Below are 16,200 nucleotides of genomic sequence, written 5' to 3' on the forward strand. Positions count from 1 at the left end.
TCCCTAGGTTGAGTTTTAATTGCAAAATTTTAGCGCATCGGCGCAAAAAGTAAACTCTTTATTTACGCCATTTTCATTAGATTTAATAATTTTTGATGGTGACAGTATTAAATTACCTTGTACCCCATCACATCCCAAGGATTCGAGTATCTCTAACGTTTCAGTTTTTTCAATTAAACAGGCTAAAACTTTAATACCAAAACCATGACAAATATTATTAACTGTTTGAATATAAAACTGGCTTTGTGGGTTAGTTACTAAATCTTGAATATAACTACCATCAATTTTTACATACTCAATATCAAGACCTTGTAAATACCTAAACGATGTTAAGCTGGTACCAAAGTGCTCAATACATACATTAATACCCAACTCTTTAATTGCATCTATATGTAACGATGCAACATGCACATTATACAATAAGCTTATTTCATGCAGTTCAAACAGTAAGTTAGTTTTTATAACCGGCTTAGTATGCGAGTAAAGAGTAAGCCATTCTATAAAGTCAGTTGAATATAAAGATGCCTTACTAAGATTTAGTGCAAATACTTCATTTGGGTATTGCTCTTTAATATCTACAAAGCTTCGTATAATTTTTTTATCGAGTTCTTCGGTTAAATTTAACTTTTCAGCCATGGCGAATAAGTGGCCATTATTTACTTTTTCACCCTCATGAATAAAGTGGGCAAATACTTCAAAATAACATTGAGAGTCAGTTTTATTAGCTTGCTTTACGGGCTGCACTGAAAAGCTCACTTCACCAGCATTGATAATCGACTTAATTAAAGTACGCCATTGGTTAACACTAAATAATAACTCTTTATCGGTATTGTCTAATGTAGCATCTTCGCCAATAGTGCAACTAGTATCAAGTAACGACAACACTTCACCCAAGGCGGCGCCTTGCTCAATGCCAACTATGGCTAAATTAGCGTAACCATTAATGTGTGAGCTATTTTCTTTTTGACTTAACTTATCACTCACATCTAAGCGAGCTTTACTTAAAAATAAAACATCATACGGGGCCAATAAAACGAACGTTCCCCCGTTGAGCCTAAATAAAGATGAATTTGGTAACTCATCAGCAAGCTGTTTAAGTATTTTTGCTGCATCAAGTACATGCTGATCGCCATCTTGATAGCTTACAACTTGGTTAATATTATTTAACGAGGGCAGGGTAAGCATCATTGCGGTAATGGGTGTATCGTCAGTAATATTATTAACAACTGAATTAAAGTGGTTTTCAAACGACTTGCGGTTACCTAACCCCGTTAACGAGTCTACGTATACCTCTTCGGTAAGTGCTTGAGTTTGTTTTGTTAGTGAATCAAACGTACTTTGTAGGTTTAAAACCATGTTATTAATGGCTTGTGTAACAGTGCGAAGTTCTCGAGCAACCGGTATTTCTTTATTTAAGGTAAAACGCTTTCGTGTTACTAACATCGCTTGGTTTTCAACTGCTTGTAGTGGCTTAAATACCGCACGTAATATTAAAAATGCAATTGCCAGCGAAGCTGCTAAGAGTAAAAACGAGCTGTATAAGCTGCGCAAGGTGTGCTGCCACAAAGTTAAATACGATTGCCCAGTATGGCTGGTTACATCAAGGGTGCCGGCCATCATCCAGCCATTATTTATTTCAGAATGCATAGTTGGTGCACTTAGTTCAACAGCACCTATAAACCAGCTAGGAACAGACTCTACACGTTTAGGGTTTTGTAATTCAAAAACGATGTTGTTTTGCACGTCAGTAAACTTAATTTGGCTATAGTAACCAGAGTCAAAAATAGCGGTTGCCATCGTCTCGGCAATCATTAGGCTGTCGTCTTCTAAATAAGGAGAGATAGAAAGGCCTAAACTGGTAGCGGTGTCTTGCGCGTGGCTAGCCATTTGCGTTTGTAAGTAATTACGGGTTGTATCAACGTCGGTAATAACGCGTACACAAAACGAAATTATCGAAATTAAAATGATCAAGCCATATACTTGAGTCTTTAAACTCAATCCATATTTAAAGAGTCGAGACATAACTACTAGTTCCTTTATTGTTATTGTTGGCGGGCGCAAGCTCACCTTGTTCAATTCGCTCAAGCATGGTGTTCCAAGCAGAAACACCACGACTATTTTTAACCTTATTACCTAACCCTTTCGATTTAGCTAACCACAAGCCTTGGCCGTTAAAACTATATATAGGTTTTAAATCACCGCGATTACTAGCAGGTACCAATTTTGTATTGAAATTATCAAGCACTAGCGGTATTTGGTTAGGCTGTTCAAAGTATATAAGCACCATGTGTGGTTGATTAACCGTACGCTGGCGAACATACATAAAGCGTATTTTTTCTTCAGGGATTCCTAAGGCTATTAAAGTAAAATACTTTGCAATAACATAGTCTTCACAGTCACCCATACCCACCCCTAAGCTTTCTAGTGGCGTGGCCCAATAATCTTTTTTTTGCCAAAGCTCGTCATCGGTTTTGTAATTTATGTGCTTATTAAAAAAGTCATTAACTAAATGAATTTTTTGCCATTCGCTTTTGTCGGCAGAGTCATCTATAAAACTCAGCCAGTTTTTTATTCTTTGGTGGCCAGCATCACCATAAAACTGTTTGGCACGAGTAATTATATCGCTATTACGCAAATGTAAAAGCATGTCTTGTGCACAAGCAAAAAAAGACACTAATATAATGATGCAAATTCCTACCCGCACAAAACCCATCCCTAAAAAATTAACGCGGTAATTATATTCCCATTGAAACTAAAATGATAGGTTATAAAAAGTGCACTCACCACATCGGTAACATTCCATTAACACAAAACAATCTAAAAGGCTGCTTTTTTGTATTGAGCGAATTTATCTGGTGTGTATAATACCCGCCCATACGGACAGTAGCACTTAAAACAGATGCTTAAATTTAGCAACAGCATCAATAAGTTTCTACGAAAAATAAAAAGTTAAGAAAAAGGAATTGAAGTGAAAGTATTAAAAGCAGTCTTGCCTGTTGCAGGTTTAGGTACGCGCATGCTACCAGCCACCAAAGCAACGCCAAAGGAAATGCTTCCGCTAGTCGATAAACCTCTCATTCAATACGTTGTAAACGAAGCAGTAAAAGCCGGTATTAAAGAAATTGTACTGGTAACTCATGCATCTAAAAACGCAATAGAAAATCACTTTGATACCAGCTTTGAGCTAGAAGCGACCCTAGAGGCCCGTGTAAAACGCAGTTTGCTAGAAGAAGTTCGTTCAATAATCCCGCGAGATGTAAGCATTATTTCGGTTCGTCAATCAGCGCCGTTAGGCTTAGGCCATGCAATACTTGAAACTCGCCCAATCATTGGCAATAACCCTTTTGCTATTTTGTTGCCTGATGTCATTATCGATCAATATAAGTCGAACCTAAAGGTTGATAACTTAACGCAAATGATCGGCCGATTTGAGCGCACCCAGCATAACCAAATTATGGTTGAGCCTGTCCCAAATGAAGAAGTGCACAACTATGGTGTAGTTGATTTAGCGGGTAAAAATATTGCCCCAGGCGAAAATGCTGCCATTACCAACATGGTTGAAAAACCAAACAATGACGAAGCGCCAAGTAATTTAGCCATAACAGGGCGATATGTTGTGTCGCCTGCTATTTGGGATTTGCTTGAATATACGCCACCAGGTGCAGGCGGCGAAATTCAATTAACAGATGCATTACTGCAGTTACGTCACCTTGAAACAATCGAAGCGTACCATTTAAAAGGTAAGTCGCACGACTGCGGCTCAAAACTAGGTTATATGCTGGCAAATGTAGAGTATGCAATGCAATCAAACCTAATGGGTGAAGAATTTACCAAGCGCGTCAAAGAATTGCTTAAAAAGCGAGAGAAATAAAATGAAAGTTACTTTTTACGGAATAGGATACGTTGGCTTAGTTCAAGCCGCAGTTTTTGCAGATGCTGGTCACGATGTTTGCTGTGTCGATATTGATGAAACAAGGATAGAAAACTTAAAAAAAGGCATTATTCCTATTTATGAGCCAGGTTTAACACCGTTAGTTGAAAAAAACTTTGCAGAAGGGCGTTTAACATTTACGACAGATGCCCAATTTGGTGTTGAATTTGGTGAACTACAGTTTATTGCAGTAGGTACTCCGCCAGACGAAGATGGTTCTGCAGATTTAAAATACGTATTAAAAGTAGCAGAAACTATTGCTACACATATGCAAAAGCCAAAAGTTATTATCGATAAGTCAACAGTACCTGTCGGTACGGCAGATAAAGTAAAAGCAACAGTACAATCGATTCTTGATAGTCGTAGAAGTGATTTAACCTTTTCAGTGGTATCAAACCCTGAGTTTTTAAAGGAAGGAGCCGCCGTTAATGATTGTAAACGCCCTGATCGCATTATTATTGGTACAGATTCAGTTGATGCAGAAGAACAAATGCGTGAACTGTATGCCCCATTTAATAGAAATCACGAAAAAATTATCGTAATGGATATTAAAAGTGCTGAACTTACTAAATATGCAGCTAACTGCATGCTTGCGACTAAAATTAGTTTTATGAACGAGATGGCTAATATAGCTGAGCGCGTAGGGGCTGATATAGAGCATGTGCGCCATGGCATAGGTTCAGATCCGCGAATTGGTTATCAGTTTATTTACCCTGGTTGTGGCTACGGTGGCTCATGTTTTCCAAAGGATGTACAAGCACTTGTTCGCACAACTGACGGCATAGGCTACGAATCAAAAATACTCAAAGCAGTTGAAGCTGTAAATTATGCTCAAAAGCATAAGTTATTTGAATATATTACTAAGCACTATGATTTAGAGCAAAACCCAGATGCAATAAAAGGTAAGATTTTTGCATTGTGGGGTTTGAGCTTTAAACCTAACACAGATGACATGCGTGAAGCACCAAGTCGCATTTTAATGGAGCAATTATGGAAAGCAGGGGCTAAGGTGCAAGCTTATGACCCTGAAGCAATGGAAGAAACGCAGCGTATATATGGTGCACGAAATGACCTAAGCTTTATGGGCACTAAAGAATCAGCATTAAATAATGCAGATGCGCTTGTAATTTGTACTGAATGGCAAAACTTTAAAGCTCCAGACTTTTCGTTGATAAAATCCTTACTAACAACTCCTGTTATCTTTGATGGACGGAACTTGTTCGATCCTAAGAGACTAAAAAATAAAGGCTTTAGCTATTATTCTATTGGTAGAAATATTTTATAGTATGAGGGTCTTAAAATGCTGACAATTATAATACCTGCATATAATGAAGAAAAATGTATAAAAAGAACGCTATCTGAATTAACGAATTTTTCGAGTTTGGAGGTTGAAGTAATTGTCCTACCAAATGGTTGTATGGATAATACAGCCGAATTTGTTAGAGCGAAATTTCCTTCATTTAGAGTACTTGAGCTTGATACTGGCTCAAAGATCTTGGCTATAAATAAAGGGCTGGAAATTGCTCAGTTTGAGCATGTGCTTGTTCAAGATGCTGACGTTATTATCAACACAGAAAGTGTCAGAAACATTCTTAAGTTTATTGAGAATGAACAGTATTTATTTGCTTCTCCACAAACAAAAATAATTCAAGATGGCAGTTTCTTAACTAATATGTACTACAGTTTTTTGAAACTCACTCCTGCTTATAAGATTGGAATGGTTAACTCTGGTGCATATCTTATTTCTCCAAAGGCTCGTGATATTTTAGGAACGTTTCCGCAAGTTATTGCCGATGATGGTTATGTTAAAGGTACCTTAGGTTCAGCTAACTTGACCACGATTCCTTCTTGTTGTTCCGTAGTAATGAGTCCAAGAACAATTTGGTCGCTTATTAAAATAAAAACAAGAAGTAAATTAGGCAATATGGAATTAAAGAAGAAGTTTACTTCACCCACAACAGGTGGTAATAGCTTTCATTCTTTGCTTAAAGTAGCTATCAAAGAGAGAGCGTTGTTTCGGTTTTTTGTTTATGCGGTAGTCATCTCAATAGCAACATTTCGTGCTAAGTTACAAATTAAAAAATTAAAGACAATCAAATGGGAAAGGGACGAGAGCACAAGAATATGAAAAGATTCATACACGTCTATGTACGACATTTTATATTATCCATCATTACACTCTGGTACATCCATTTTTATAAAATGAATATACATAAAAGCGTTAGGATTTCGTTGAAAGCAAAGTTAGATAAGACAAACCCAAAAGGTGTTCACATAGGGGCGGGTACTTATATTGCGTTTGGTTCTGTAATTTTAACCCACGACATGTGTAGAGCCATCCACAAAGATGTGAAAATAGGTGAAAATTGTTTCATTGGAGGTAACTCTATCATAATGCCTGGAGTTACTTTGGGCGACTCATGTATTGTCGCGGCAGGTGCTGTTGTGACAAAAGATGTAAGTTCAGGGACAATTGTCGCGGGTAATCCTGCTGTTGTTATTCGTGAAAATATTAAGACCAAAGCTTTAGGAATATTAATAAATGAGTAAGAAACTCATAGCAATTGCATCAACGGGTGGTCATTACGTGCAATTGAGCAGAATTATGAAGCAAGCTAACTTTGATTCTAATGACATTTTATTTGTACGAACGAAAGTAAATGAGCACGATACATCTTCTTTTGAGAATGAAACCTTAATTGAGGATGTGTCAAGAGACACTTTAGCCCGTACTCCAATAGTCGCTTTTCAATTGTTAAAACTTATTTTAAAGCATAAACCTAAATGGATAGTAACCACAGGTGCAATGCCAGGGTTAACCTCTATAGTAATTGGTCGAATATTACTTAGAAAAACCATGTGGGTGGATAGTATTGCGAATACAAAACAGTTATCTGCTTCGGGAAGAATGGCAAAGAAATTTGCGCATAAAACATTAACCCAATGGCCAGATTTAGCTGGCGATAATGTTGAATATAAAGGCCGAGTTATATAATGAAAGTTCTTGTAACCGTAGGTGCGCAATTACCTTTTGAACGATTGATAAAGGCAATTAACGATATAAATAAACCACTAAACTTGAATGTTTTTGCTCAAGTTGGTGATGATTTGAATGCTTACGATGGTATTCAAACTATCGATTTTTTGAGCTCCAATGAGTACGAAGCGAAACTTGGTTGGTGCGATATTGTCATTGCTCACGCTGGTATGGGAACCATTATTCAGTGTCTGGAATTAAATAAAAAGCTTATAGTTGTACCTAGGCTCGCTAAGTTTAATGAGCACAGAAATGACCATCAACTAGATACTATTTCAAGGTTTGAACCGTTGACCTCATCAACAAGCTTAATGCGGGTGTGCCGTGATGTGGAAAATTTGAAAAATATTTTCCAAGAAATAGAGAAATTAAGTGAGATGAATGATTTCTTCACCACTGAAAAAGAGCACGATACAGAAAACCTTGGTACATATATAAAAAAAATGATAGATGATGAAATATAAATTATCTTTATTAGTGGACTCGATGCTATCTTCGGGTGCTAATTTTCTAATAACTTTTCTCTTACTTAAATATGCGGGAAATGAGTCAGTAGTTATGTTTGGTGTTGCTATGACTCTCTCATTAATTTTCTTATCATTTCAAAGAACAATTGTGCTAATACCTTTTAATTTAAAGGAAGATAAGTGCAGTAAAGTTAGAGTCATTGAGTTTCTAAGTTGTTCTTTTTTTCTCTTAGTACTATTTATGATGTTGATTCTCATTAGCACCTATTTTGTTTTTCCATCTCAAGAACAGTGGCTTTTAGCCCCGGCTTTATTCGCTTTTTTGTTTATGCATGAAACATTTAGATATCTATTTATGGTGAGTAAGCTGTACTTTCTGCCTGTATTGGTATCTGCTATTTTGATGTTTACTCTTGCAGCTTCTTTATTGTTTGATGGTGTATCTATAAAACTTTTGATAAACACCTATTTATGTTTATTTTCTCTAGAGTTAATTGTTATCGCTATATACATTGTTTTTAAAAAAGCTCATACGGATGAACAGCAATGGGATATTTTTTTTTGGTTTCGTGATACAAGAAATTTATTAAATCGCAATGTTCAATCCATCTCTCAATTATTACTCGTGCACTCTCCTTTTTTGCTTGTATCGGCTCTGTATCCTGCAACAGTTTCTTCTATACTATTTATAGCTCGATCAGTATTTCAGCCAGTGCAAATATTGATCAAATCAGTGGAGGCAATTGATCAAAGAAAACTAGCTAGTATAAAAGATAATGCACAAATATTTGTGAAGAGTTTGTTCAAAAAGTATATTGTGATTTCTTTTGTTGCTTCATCACTTTGCCTATTAATAGCTGTTTATTTATTTCCAATTGTGTATGCCGATCAAGCTGTCCCTCAACTTAATGATTTATTATTCTGGGCAGGTATCCTTATTTGTTTATCTTGCTCCAGAAGTGTTGAAATGCTGCTCGTTAAAAACAATATGTATAAAAGAATGAATTTATCATACCTTTTATCAGGTTTGGGTGTTTCATCTCTTTTATTATTGAATTTAGTTTTTCATTCACAAGTTTCATTATCATTTTATATTTTTATTGGTTGGCTGTTTTTAGCAATGACTTATTATCTAATTGTTATAAAAGGGCTCTTCCATGAATAGGATAAGACTCTTTAACTTATTTCTCTTCTCAATATTTATTATTTTTTCTTTGTTTGTTTTCAGAATACGCGAATATGGAAGTGATAGTGTCGATTTTCAAATCGTATTAAGATTGATGGCATGGGGGGGAGGTATTTTAATCGCATTTATATATTTTTATAAATTCGGTTTTAGGGTGTCTAACAATCATGAGTTTTTATTTTTTGCTTTTATTCTCTTAGCCATATTGATGTTACCCTTTTCAATGCTCCCTTTCCGTAGCTTTGTTGTAGTGCTCTCATATGCAGCTTTTTACTTTTATTTTAAGTATGTAAAAAGCAGGTTTGGAGATGACTTTCTGCTTTATTCAATTAGCTTGTCATTCTTTATAGTTGTTTGTTTTTCTTACTTTTATTATTTAGCTTTACCCGATTTAGGAAGGCACATTTATTGGTTAAATGATGTTTTATTTGTAAGTCCTCGTATGAGTGGCGTATTCTCAACATCAAATGCAATGGGTGGGTTTTGTGCTGTATATTGCCTGTTTTTGTTACATTCTTTTAATAAGTCTGTTATTACAAAATCTTTTTTTATTATTGCATTCTTACTGTCTTTAGCTGCTTTGTTAATGAGTGATAGTAAGACTGCCTTTATATCATTTATTTTTTCATCGTTATTCTTATATAGAAGAAATAAGTTTATTCTATTTGTGATTTTATCAGGAATAATCTTCACCTCTTTATTAATAATATATGCTGCATTTGACTTTTATGGCTTCCTTGGGCATGTATCTCGCCACGGTGATCCTGAAGAAGTCCTCACCTTTACTGGCAGAACTTATATCTGGCCTGCGGTATTTGATATGGCACTTGAGCGGCCTTTTACTGGCTATGGTATTGGCGTAACATCTTTAGCTTTACCGAGATTAGAGGATATTATCGGTTATACACCTGCTCATGCTCACAACTTAATTTTGCAAGCTTTTTTTAGTCTTGGTTTGGGGGGCATGTTATGTATAACTGCAATTCTTGGCTATAATTTTATTATTAAATGCAAAAATAGGTTAGGTAACTCGATGGCTGTTTATATTATTATTACTTCTTTATTTGAGGCCTCATTTTTATCTGGTGTTGCTGGTTACTCTATAATCCCTGTAATTTATATGGTTTTAAGTAAAGAAAAATGAGGCATTACTTATTTTTACTTCTTTTAAGCTCATTTAATAGTGTTGGAGCTATTGATGACTACAACTTAGTATTGTCTTCAGGTCAGTCTCTGAGTATAGGTCACACTAGCCAAGATATGAACCCGATAATTTTTCAAGATGAGGTTAACCCTAATAAAGTCTTTTTATTTAACGGTGTGAGGACGACAGCTCCTCAGTTCGACCAAAGCTTAGTAGAGAGTGACGTCAGGTTTTTAGAGCCTTTGAAAGATCTAACTAGACAAACACATGCATACTCGATGTTTGAAATGTTAGAGTATTTATATTCACTTGAGAATAAGCCTTTTCCAAAGTTTGTTTATGCACCTCATGGCCGTGGTGGGCAAAAGATAAGCAAGCTGGGATACGGCACCGAACCATTTGAAAATGGACTCACAATGCTTAGAGCTGGTGAGCAATTAGCTTTTGAAAGTGGTGAAAACTTCAATGTTCCTTTTATTACTTGGATCCATGGTGAATCTAACGCAAACTCTAATCTACAGGAATATAAGCAGAAACTTAGTAAATTATATAATGCATATAAAAACAAAGTACAAACTACTTCCTCTAAAACCCGCAATCCAATTTTATTTATGGATCAAACCGGTGTAAGTTATGGGCACGATATTGCTATCTCATTATGGGAGTTTGCGAATGATAATGAAACAGTTTCCCTAGTAATGCCAAAATATTTTCTCAACAGAAACTACTTTAATAGACCTGATGAGAGAACTCACTTAAATGCAAAAGGTTACATTTTACAAGGTGAGTATTTTGCAAAAGCTATCTTTACTACATTTGAATTAAATAAAAAATGGAAGCCACTACAACCTGAGTTTTTAAAAATAGAAAATAACAAAGCTTTTGTAACCTTACATGTTCCAGAAGGGGATTTGGTCATAGATACTCAGACTTTGCCTCAGGCTCCTGGTTATGGTCTTAAATATATTTCTCCAAGTAATATAGAATATATTCCTCAAGTGTCTATCCAAGGTGATTCTTTAGTACTTGAGTTTAATACTACACTCGAAGTAGGTGGAAAAATAGATAGCGGCTTTACACTAGATGACAGACAAAATACTGCAAATCAGAAAACTCCAGTAACGAATATCAGGGATACGTCAGAGTTAATTTCCTTTGTAGATCAGCAACCACTTCATAATTGGTTAGTACAATTTTCAATAGAGATTACACCTCAAACTCCAGGTATGTCTTCAGCTGTGAATACAAGTGGTTACAACATATGGGATGATGGAGATGTTGTAGTAGATACACCAGAACCATTCTCAATTATTGGAGGAAGCTATAATAACAGAAATTTAAATTATGCTTTATATCGTGTAAGCTTTGATGCTGAGATTGAATCTGGTACTCCAATTCTAAACATTGGAGATTCAATTATACCAATCACAAAAGAGGGAAAAAATTCCTTTGTAGCAATCATTTGTGAACCAAATAAAGATATGGTTTCTGTAGTCAGTACCCAAACTAAGTTTACTGGTGCTATGCAGTCTATTTCTTTGAAGCCAATACTATCCGAAACCAACTTTGACCATGATAGCATCGATGAACTAGGTGATAATATATGGCCTAGTAATGTAACCGTTGAAAATTATGAAGCTGATAAGTTTTCTATAACTGGGGATTACTTCATTAAAACTAAGTTACGATATCCCATATACTTACTCGAATATAAAGTCGAAATTGATGAAGGCTCTGCTTACATCAATATTGGAGATTTTCATAAAAGTATAAATAATTCTGGAATTTTTAATACCAGAGTACCAATTTGTAAACCGGAATATGGTCGCTTAAGATTCTCTACTGGTAAGATCGGATTCTCGGGCAAAATAACTAATATTGAGATAAAACCAATTTAAAGGAATATACTTTTGTTTTACAATTCAATTAACAATTTCCGTGCAATAGCAATAATGTTTATTGTTTTCGGTCATTCCTTCGATGTATCTGGTGTCGTTTTAGATAGTTATTGGGAGGTGTTTTTTAGAAATTTGTTATCTGGTGGCACCATTCTTTTTGTTTTTATATCTGGCTATCTTTTTGAAGTTGTATTTTTAAAAAAGTTTACTTTTTCTAAGTTTTACTTCTCTAGAGCCTCAAAACTGCTATGGCCGTATCTGTTGTTGTCGATCATACCAATATGTTTATATATATATGTATCTAACCCAATTTCAGATGGATACTTTCTGCCTAAATCTGAAGGTGCGATGTCTCAGTTTATGATACCTTTTCTAAAATATGAAGTAACAGGCCGGTTTATGACCGCTTATTGGTATATCCCCTTTGCGTTACTCTTATTTTTACTCTCACCACTAGTTGTTCATATACTTAAAAAAAATTTAAAATTTAAGGTGTCGTTGATTCTGATTCTTTCATGTGTGTCGATTTTTATACATAGACCGGTCGATAATATGAACCACTTTCATTCTGTTGTGTTCTTTTTCCCTGTTTATCTCACCGGTGCTTTGGTATCCCAATATAGAGAATCCTTCTTGAAGACTTTTCAAGGTAATCTGTTGTGGCTACTGTTTTTATTATCAATCAGTTTCACGCTGATCCAGACCTATTTTGGTGATGTGGGAAGCTACCATAAACCATTTTTTGAATTTAAAGGTATCGATTATATGTTTTTACAAAAGATACTTCTTTCATTTTTTTTCTTCTTATTGTTAGAAAAGTACTCAAAGAGTAATTTGTTTTTTGAAAATCTTGCGGGTACAAGCTTCGCTGTATTTTTCATACATCCTTATTTAATTTTTATATTTAGAAACTTAAAACTACCAACTCCCGAAACGGTTTTAGAGACATGGGTATATTTTATTGCTCTATCTTTCATTTTTATATTAATCAGTATGCTCTTGGCGTTATTTACGAAGAAGATCCTTAACGAGAAAAGTAAATATATCATTGGCTACTGACCTGATTTAGTAAAAATATAGTGACTCCAGAATAGTATACATATTAAATTGGCCGAGTTATTGCGAAGCTAAAGTGTAAAACATATCCTCAGAAATGATGTTAGAAATATTAATACATTTTTGAAGCTGAAACCAAAGTTGTTAGGGTTAGCAGAACAACCATCAGAGGCTTACTTAATTAAAGTAATACCTCTGGGAAAGTGAGAATACTGTGTTTTTCTATAGATTTTTATTTATTCTGTAAAGCCCTCATTAGCCTAATATCTCTTTTATCAGTAATCAAGCAACCTATTTAAAGAACCGTTTGAAAAAAGCGTTCAAACTGCTTTAACTTAAATATACCTGCAATCCCGTTAACAATAATTAAACATTTACTGGTTCTTTTGGGGGTTTTTTGGCTTTTTTAAATTAATTTTAACTTGTAAGTTATTGAATTAAAGTTTCGTTTCTTTAAAGTTTCACTAAATTTAGTACTTTTGTAGTGTTTTTGTTCCTTTTTGAGTTTTTTGTATATATAATGCCCACAGAAACTTAACGAAACGATACCTTCGTTAAACAAATAATATCAATTTGGTGCCTACACAGCACTTTCATTTTTTGAGGGATAAAATGACAAATTCTTTGCTTAAACTTAAGAAATTGAGTGCTGTAATTGCACTTAGTTTAGCCAGCTCATCAACGCTTGCTGCTGACCTAGGTGTTGCCAACAACTTTTCTGCATTTGTTTTTGACGACTTTAAATCGAATGTTGGCCGTGCTGATGGCGCTATAGCAGCAGGTAAAATCGACATAAAAGGTTATAGTGTAGGCTTTTTACGCCCGTCTAACCCAAATGAATACTACTTAATTAGTGAATCAAGCATCGATTATAAAATAGGGCGCCAGTTCGTTGGTAGCATGATTGCCGGTGGTGGTACTGATGTTAGCTGGAGTGTTCAATGGGGCATGGAGCGAAATTCTACAATAGCTTCAAATCAAGATGAATCAACCATGCCATTTGATTTTGATGAACAAGAGCAATACTACAAAGATTTAAGCGCTGAGTTAGGTAAGCTTGATGCTACGGGAACAGTACAAAGTAAATGGGGTGGCCTTTACTTAGAAGGCGATGGTCGCTCAGACACGCAGGTATTTAATTTAGATGCACGCCAATTTGCTAAAGCTCACACATTTAAAGTGTGGGGCATTCCTGCTGATGCAACAGTTATCTTTAATATTACTGGCGACGACAATGTTAATGTTAAAGGTAAAAGCTTTTGGCGTTTACGCAATCATGCAACCAAAACTGTATTTAACTTCACTAATGCAGAAAAACTGAACATTAAAGGTAACCGTTGGCAAGGTGTTGTATTGGCCCCTTACGCTGATATCAGAGGTGTTTATGGAACAGCTAAAATGCCAGTTATTGGTAAAAGCTTTTATGGTTCAATGGCATTGTTAGGCGGTGAGTTTGACGGTAATTTACCTTCAGGCGTAGACCCAATTTGTAATGAAATTAATATAGTTGATAAGTGGAGTTGGAGCAGCAGCGAATTCTTACCTGAGTATAACCAAGTGATTTCAACACCCATTGCTGTAAATCTTAATGATGACAATGGTGATGGTTTCATTGATGACAAAGATGTAACAGATATTTTAGCTGTAACCTTCAATCTTGCTAACTACCGTGCGCAAGGGATTGTTAGGGCTTTAAGTGGTATTGACGGCGAAGAACTATGGAAAACTGAAAACCTCGATGGAACTTTCGACTATAAGACAATAAAGGCTACTTCGACTTATTCAATTTCTGCGGCTGATGTTAATAACGATGGTTTGGTAGAAGTTATAGTAAGAGACTCTAGCGATAGTAGTTATAAAATCTACAGCAATTCTGGTGAGTTAATAAAAGCTATTCCAAAAGGGTTCGCATACGGAAACTCATCAATCTCAGATTTAGATGGTGATGGTAATGCTGAATTTATAATCGGTAATAGTATTGTTAGTCTTGTTGATGACTCTATAGTTAAACTTCAAAAGCCTGTAGATTACAACAAAGGTAATTTTACAGTTATTGACTCAATTGCTTTTGATTCTGATCTTGGCGGCCAGCAGGAAATTCTGGCTAATGGTGTATTATTTACGAAGGATGGAAACGTGCTTTGGAATAAAAATACACAACAGGGCTTTTCAGCAATTGGTAACTTTGATAATGATGCATATCCTGAGATTGTCCTAACGGATTTAGATGGCAGCATCAAGCTCTTAGAACATGATGGAACAATTATTTGGGAATACCAATCAGAAGACTCAGGGGGTGGTGTTCCCTCTATTGGTGATGTCGATGGAGATGGTGAGCCTGATATTGTAGTCGCAGGTGGTGAATTAATTAAGGTACTCAATAAGCAAGGCGTCTTAATTAACTCCTTTAGTATTAATGATGCGTCTAGCAAACGTAGTGGCGTTATTACATATGACTTTAACCATGATGGTAAAGATGAAATTATTAATGTTGATGAATCTGGTCTAAATGTATTTAGTGCATCTGAAAATCAACTAATTTATAAGTCGCCACAATCATCAGGTACTATATGGGAATATCCAATCATAGTTGATTTAGATGGTGATGGCTCAGGTGAAATAGTATCTGTTTCTAATGAGTTTTTATTGCCAGAAGGTGCTACAGGTACCAATGGTGTTTCGGTCAAAACGACAGGAAGCTGTAAATGGTCTTCGGCTACGCGTGTATGGAATCAACATTCGTTCTCAGGCACAAATATAAATCAAAATGGTTCATTACCACTACAGCCAGAAAATAGCTGGGAGAAAACGAACACTTTCCGTTCAGCTAACTTAAAATAAGCCAACTTTTTTTAATCAAAGCCAATTACTTTAATTGGCTTTTTTATTTTTTAAAAAGATTGGTGATAAAGAACTAAGTTCAATTTGAGGTTTTTTTGTCAAATTTACAGCAAGACCCAGCTATTAGAAATTTACTAGAGCGAATGCCTAAAAATATTCAAACTACCTTTACCGATGAGCAGCTTGCGCATTTAAAAATTGCCATTGGCGCTAGGCAGTGGGGTAACCACGCTGTTGACTGCAGAGGTGTAGTTAAGCTTTTTAAATATCGATATTACTATGTTTTCTTGGCGGGGCGAAACAGGCGTGAATTAAGCTTAAAAGAGCAAAAATTTGCAAAGTTGGCACAAGCTGTAATTATAAGCTCTGCAGTTTCATTTGTGACTTTACTTATATTGCTGGTTTTATATTTGATTAAATCTGCATTGGGCATTGATATGTTTGAAGGTTATTCATTTGGAATTTGGCGTTGGTTCAAGGCTTTATTCAGTTAACATGTCATTATTTAATGAGTTAATATTTTATTTGTACCCAAAAACTCATTGTAATGTTAGTTACAAAATAGTTAGTACTTTTGTCGGTATAAGCAATTGAACAAAAACAGCTAATGCTATATCATTCGCGTGGATTTTGTGGGGGC

At 35.4% G+C, this 16,200-nt stretch carries 14 protein-coding genes; 12 read left to right on the plus strand and 2 right to left on the minus strand.

Going from position 1 to position 16,200, the window contains the following annotated elements; genetic code table 11:
* Positions 1-15 precede the first annotated feature (15 nt).
* Positions 16-2,022: a bifunctional diguanylate cyclase/phosphodiesterase gene (locus P3J6_RS10945; RefSeq protein WP_198523009.1), complete on the minus strand. Its 2,007-nt coding sequence runs from the start codon at positions 2,020-2,022 to the stop codon at positions 16-18.
* Positions 2,006-2,704, minus strand: a complete 699-nt coding sequence (locus P3J6_RS10950; RefSeq protein WP_198523010.1) for a transglutaminase-like cysteine peptidase — start codon at positions 2,702-2,704, stop codon at positions 2,006-2,008. Before P3J6_RS10950 ends, P3J6_RS10945 begins: the two co-directional genes overlap by 17 nt.
* Positions 2,705-2,968: 264 nt before the next feature.
* Here P3J6_RS10950 and galU point away from each other — a divergent pair, with 264 nt between their 5' ends.
* From galU to P3J6_RS11010, 12 genes are all read left to right on the plus strand, one after another.
* Positions 2,969-3,871: a UTP--glucose-1-phosphate uridylyltransferase GalU gene (galU, locus tag P3J6_RS10955; RefSeq protein WP_198523011.1), complete on the plus strand. Its 903-nt coding sequence runs from the start codon at positions 2,969-2,971 to the stop codon at positions 3,869-3,871.
* Between the two features lies 1 nt (position 3,872).
* Positions 3,873-5,216 (plus strand): UDP-glucose dehydrogenase family protein, encoded by a 1,344-nt coding sequence (locus tag P3J6_RS10960; protein WP_198523012.1) that lies wholly within the window; start codon positions 3,873-3,875, stop codon positions 5,214-5,216.
* Between the two features lie 15 nt (positions 5,217-5,231).
* Complete coding sequence (locus P3J6_RS10965) at positions 5,232-6,059, plus strand: glycosyltransferase family 2 protein (protein WP_198523013.1); 828 nt, start codon at positions 5,232-5,234, stop codon at positions 6,057-6,059.
* Between the two features lie 104 nt (positions 6,060-6,163).
* The gene (locus P3J6_RS10970) at positions 6,164-6,481 is read left to right on the plus strand and encodes an acyltransferase (protein WP_232735492.1); all 318 of its coding nucleotides are present in this window, start codon (positions 6,164-6,166) and stop codon (positions 6,479-6,481) included.
* On the plus strand, positions 6,474-6,926 hold the full coding sequence (locus tag P3J6_RS10975) for a hypothetical protein (RefSeq protein ID WP_198523015.1): 453 nt from the start codon (positions 6,474-6,476) through the stop codon (positions 6,924-6,926). Before P3J6_RS10970 ends, P3J6_RS10975 begins: the two co-directional genes overlap by 8 nt.
* Positions 6,926-7,432, plus strand: a complete 507-nt coding sequence (locus tag P3J6_RS10980) for a glycosyltransferase (RefSeq protein WP_198523016.1) — start codon at positions 6,926-6,928, stop codon at positions 7,430-7,432. Before P3J6_RS10975 ends, P3J6_RS10980 begins: the two co-directional genes overlap by 1 nt.
* Entirely contained in the window at positions 7,422-8,600 is a 1,179-nt protein-coding gene (locus P3J6_RS10985) for a hypothetical protein (protein ID WP_198523017.1), read from the plus strand. The genes P3J6_RS10980 and P3J6_RS10985 overlap by 11 nt, the downstream gene beginning before the upstream one ends.
* Entirely contained in the window at positions 8,593-9,765 is a 1,173-nt protein-coding gene (locus P3J6_RS10990) for an O-antigen ligase family protein (protein ID WP_198523018.1), read from the plus strand. Before P3J6_RS10985 ends, P3J6_RS10990 begins: the two co-directional genes overlap by 8 nt.
* The gene (locus P3J6_RS10995) at positions 9,762-11,663 is read left to right on the plus strand and encodes a hypothetical protein (RefSeq protein ID WP_198523019.1); all 1,902 of its coding nucleotides are present in this window, start codon (positions 9,762-9,764) and stop codon (positions 11,661-11,663) included. The genes P3J6_RS10990 and P3J6_RS10995 overlap by 4 nt, the downstream gene beginning before the upstream one ends.
* Before the next feature lie 12 nt (positions 11,664-11,675).
* Positions 11,676-12,722 carry an acyltransferase family protein gene (locus P3J6_RS11000; RefSeq protein ID WP_198523020.1) on the plus strand — a complete coding sequence of 349 codons (1,047 nt, stop codon included), beginning with the start codon at positions 11,676-11,678 and terminating at the stop codon, positions 12,720-12,722.
* A gap of 609 nt (positions 12,723-13,331) precedes the next feature.
* A complete protein-coding gene (locus P3J6_RS11005) occupies positions 13,332-15,560 on the plus strand; it encodes a choice-of-anchor A family protein (RefSeq protein WP_198523021.1) in 2,229 nt (742 codons plus the stop codon).
* Positions 15,561-15,655: 95 nt separating this feature from the next.
* Positions 15,656-16,054 (plus strand): 3-phosphoshikimate 1-carboxyvinyltransferase, encoded by a 399-nt coding sequence (locus tag P3J6_RS11010; RefSeq protein ID WP_198523022.1) that lies wholly within the window; start codon positions 15,656-15,658, stop codon positions 16,052-16,054.
* Positions 16,055-16,200: the final 146 nt, after the last annotated feature.

Origin of the sequence: Pseudoalteromonas sp. 3J6 (assembly GCF_903995135.1) — a bacterium.
GTDB lineage: Bacteria > Pseudomonadota > Gammaproteobacteria > Enterobacterales > Alteromonadaceae > Pseudoalteromonas.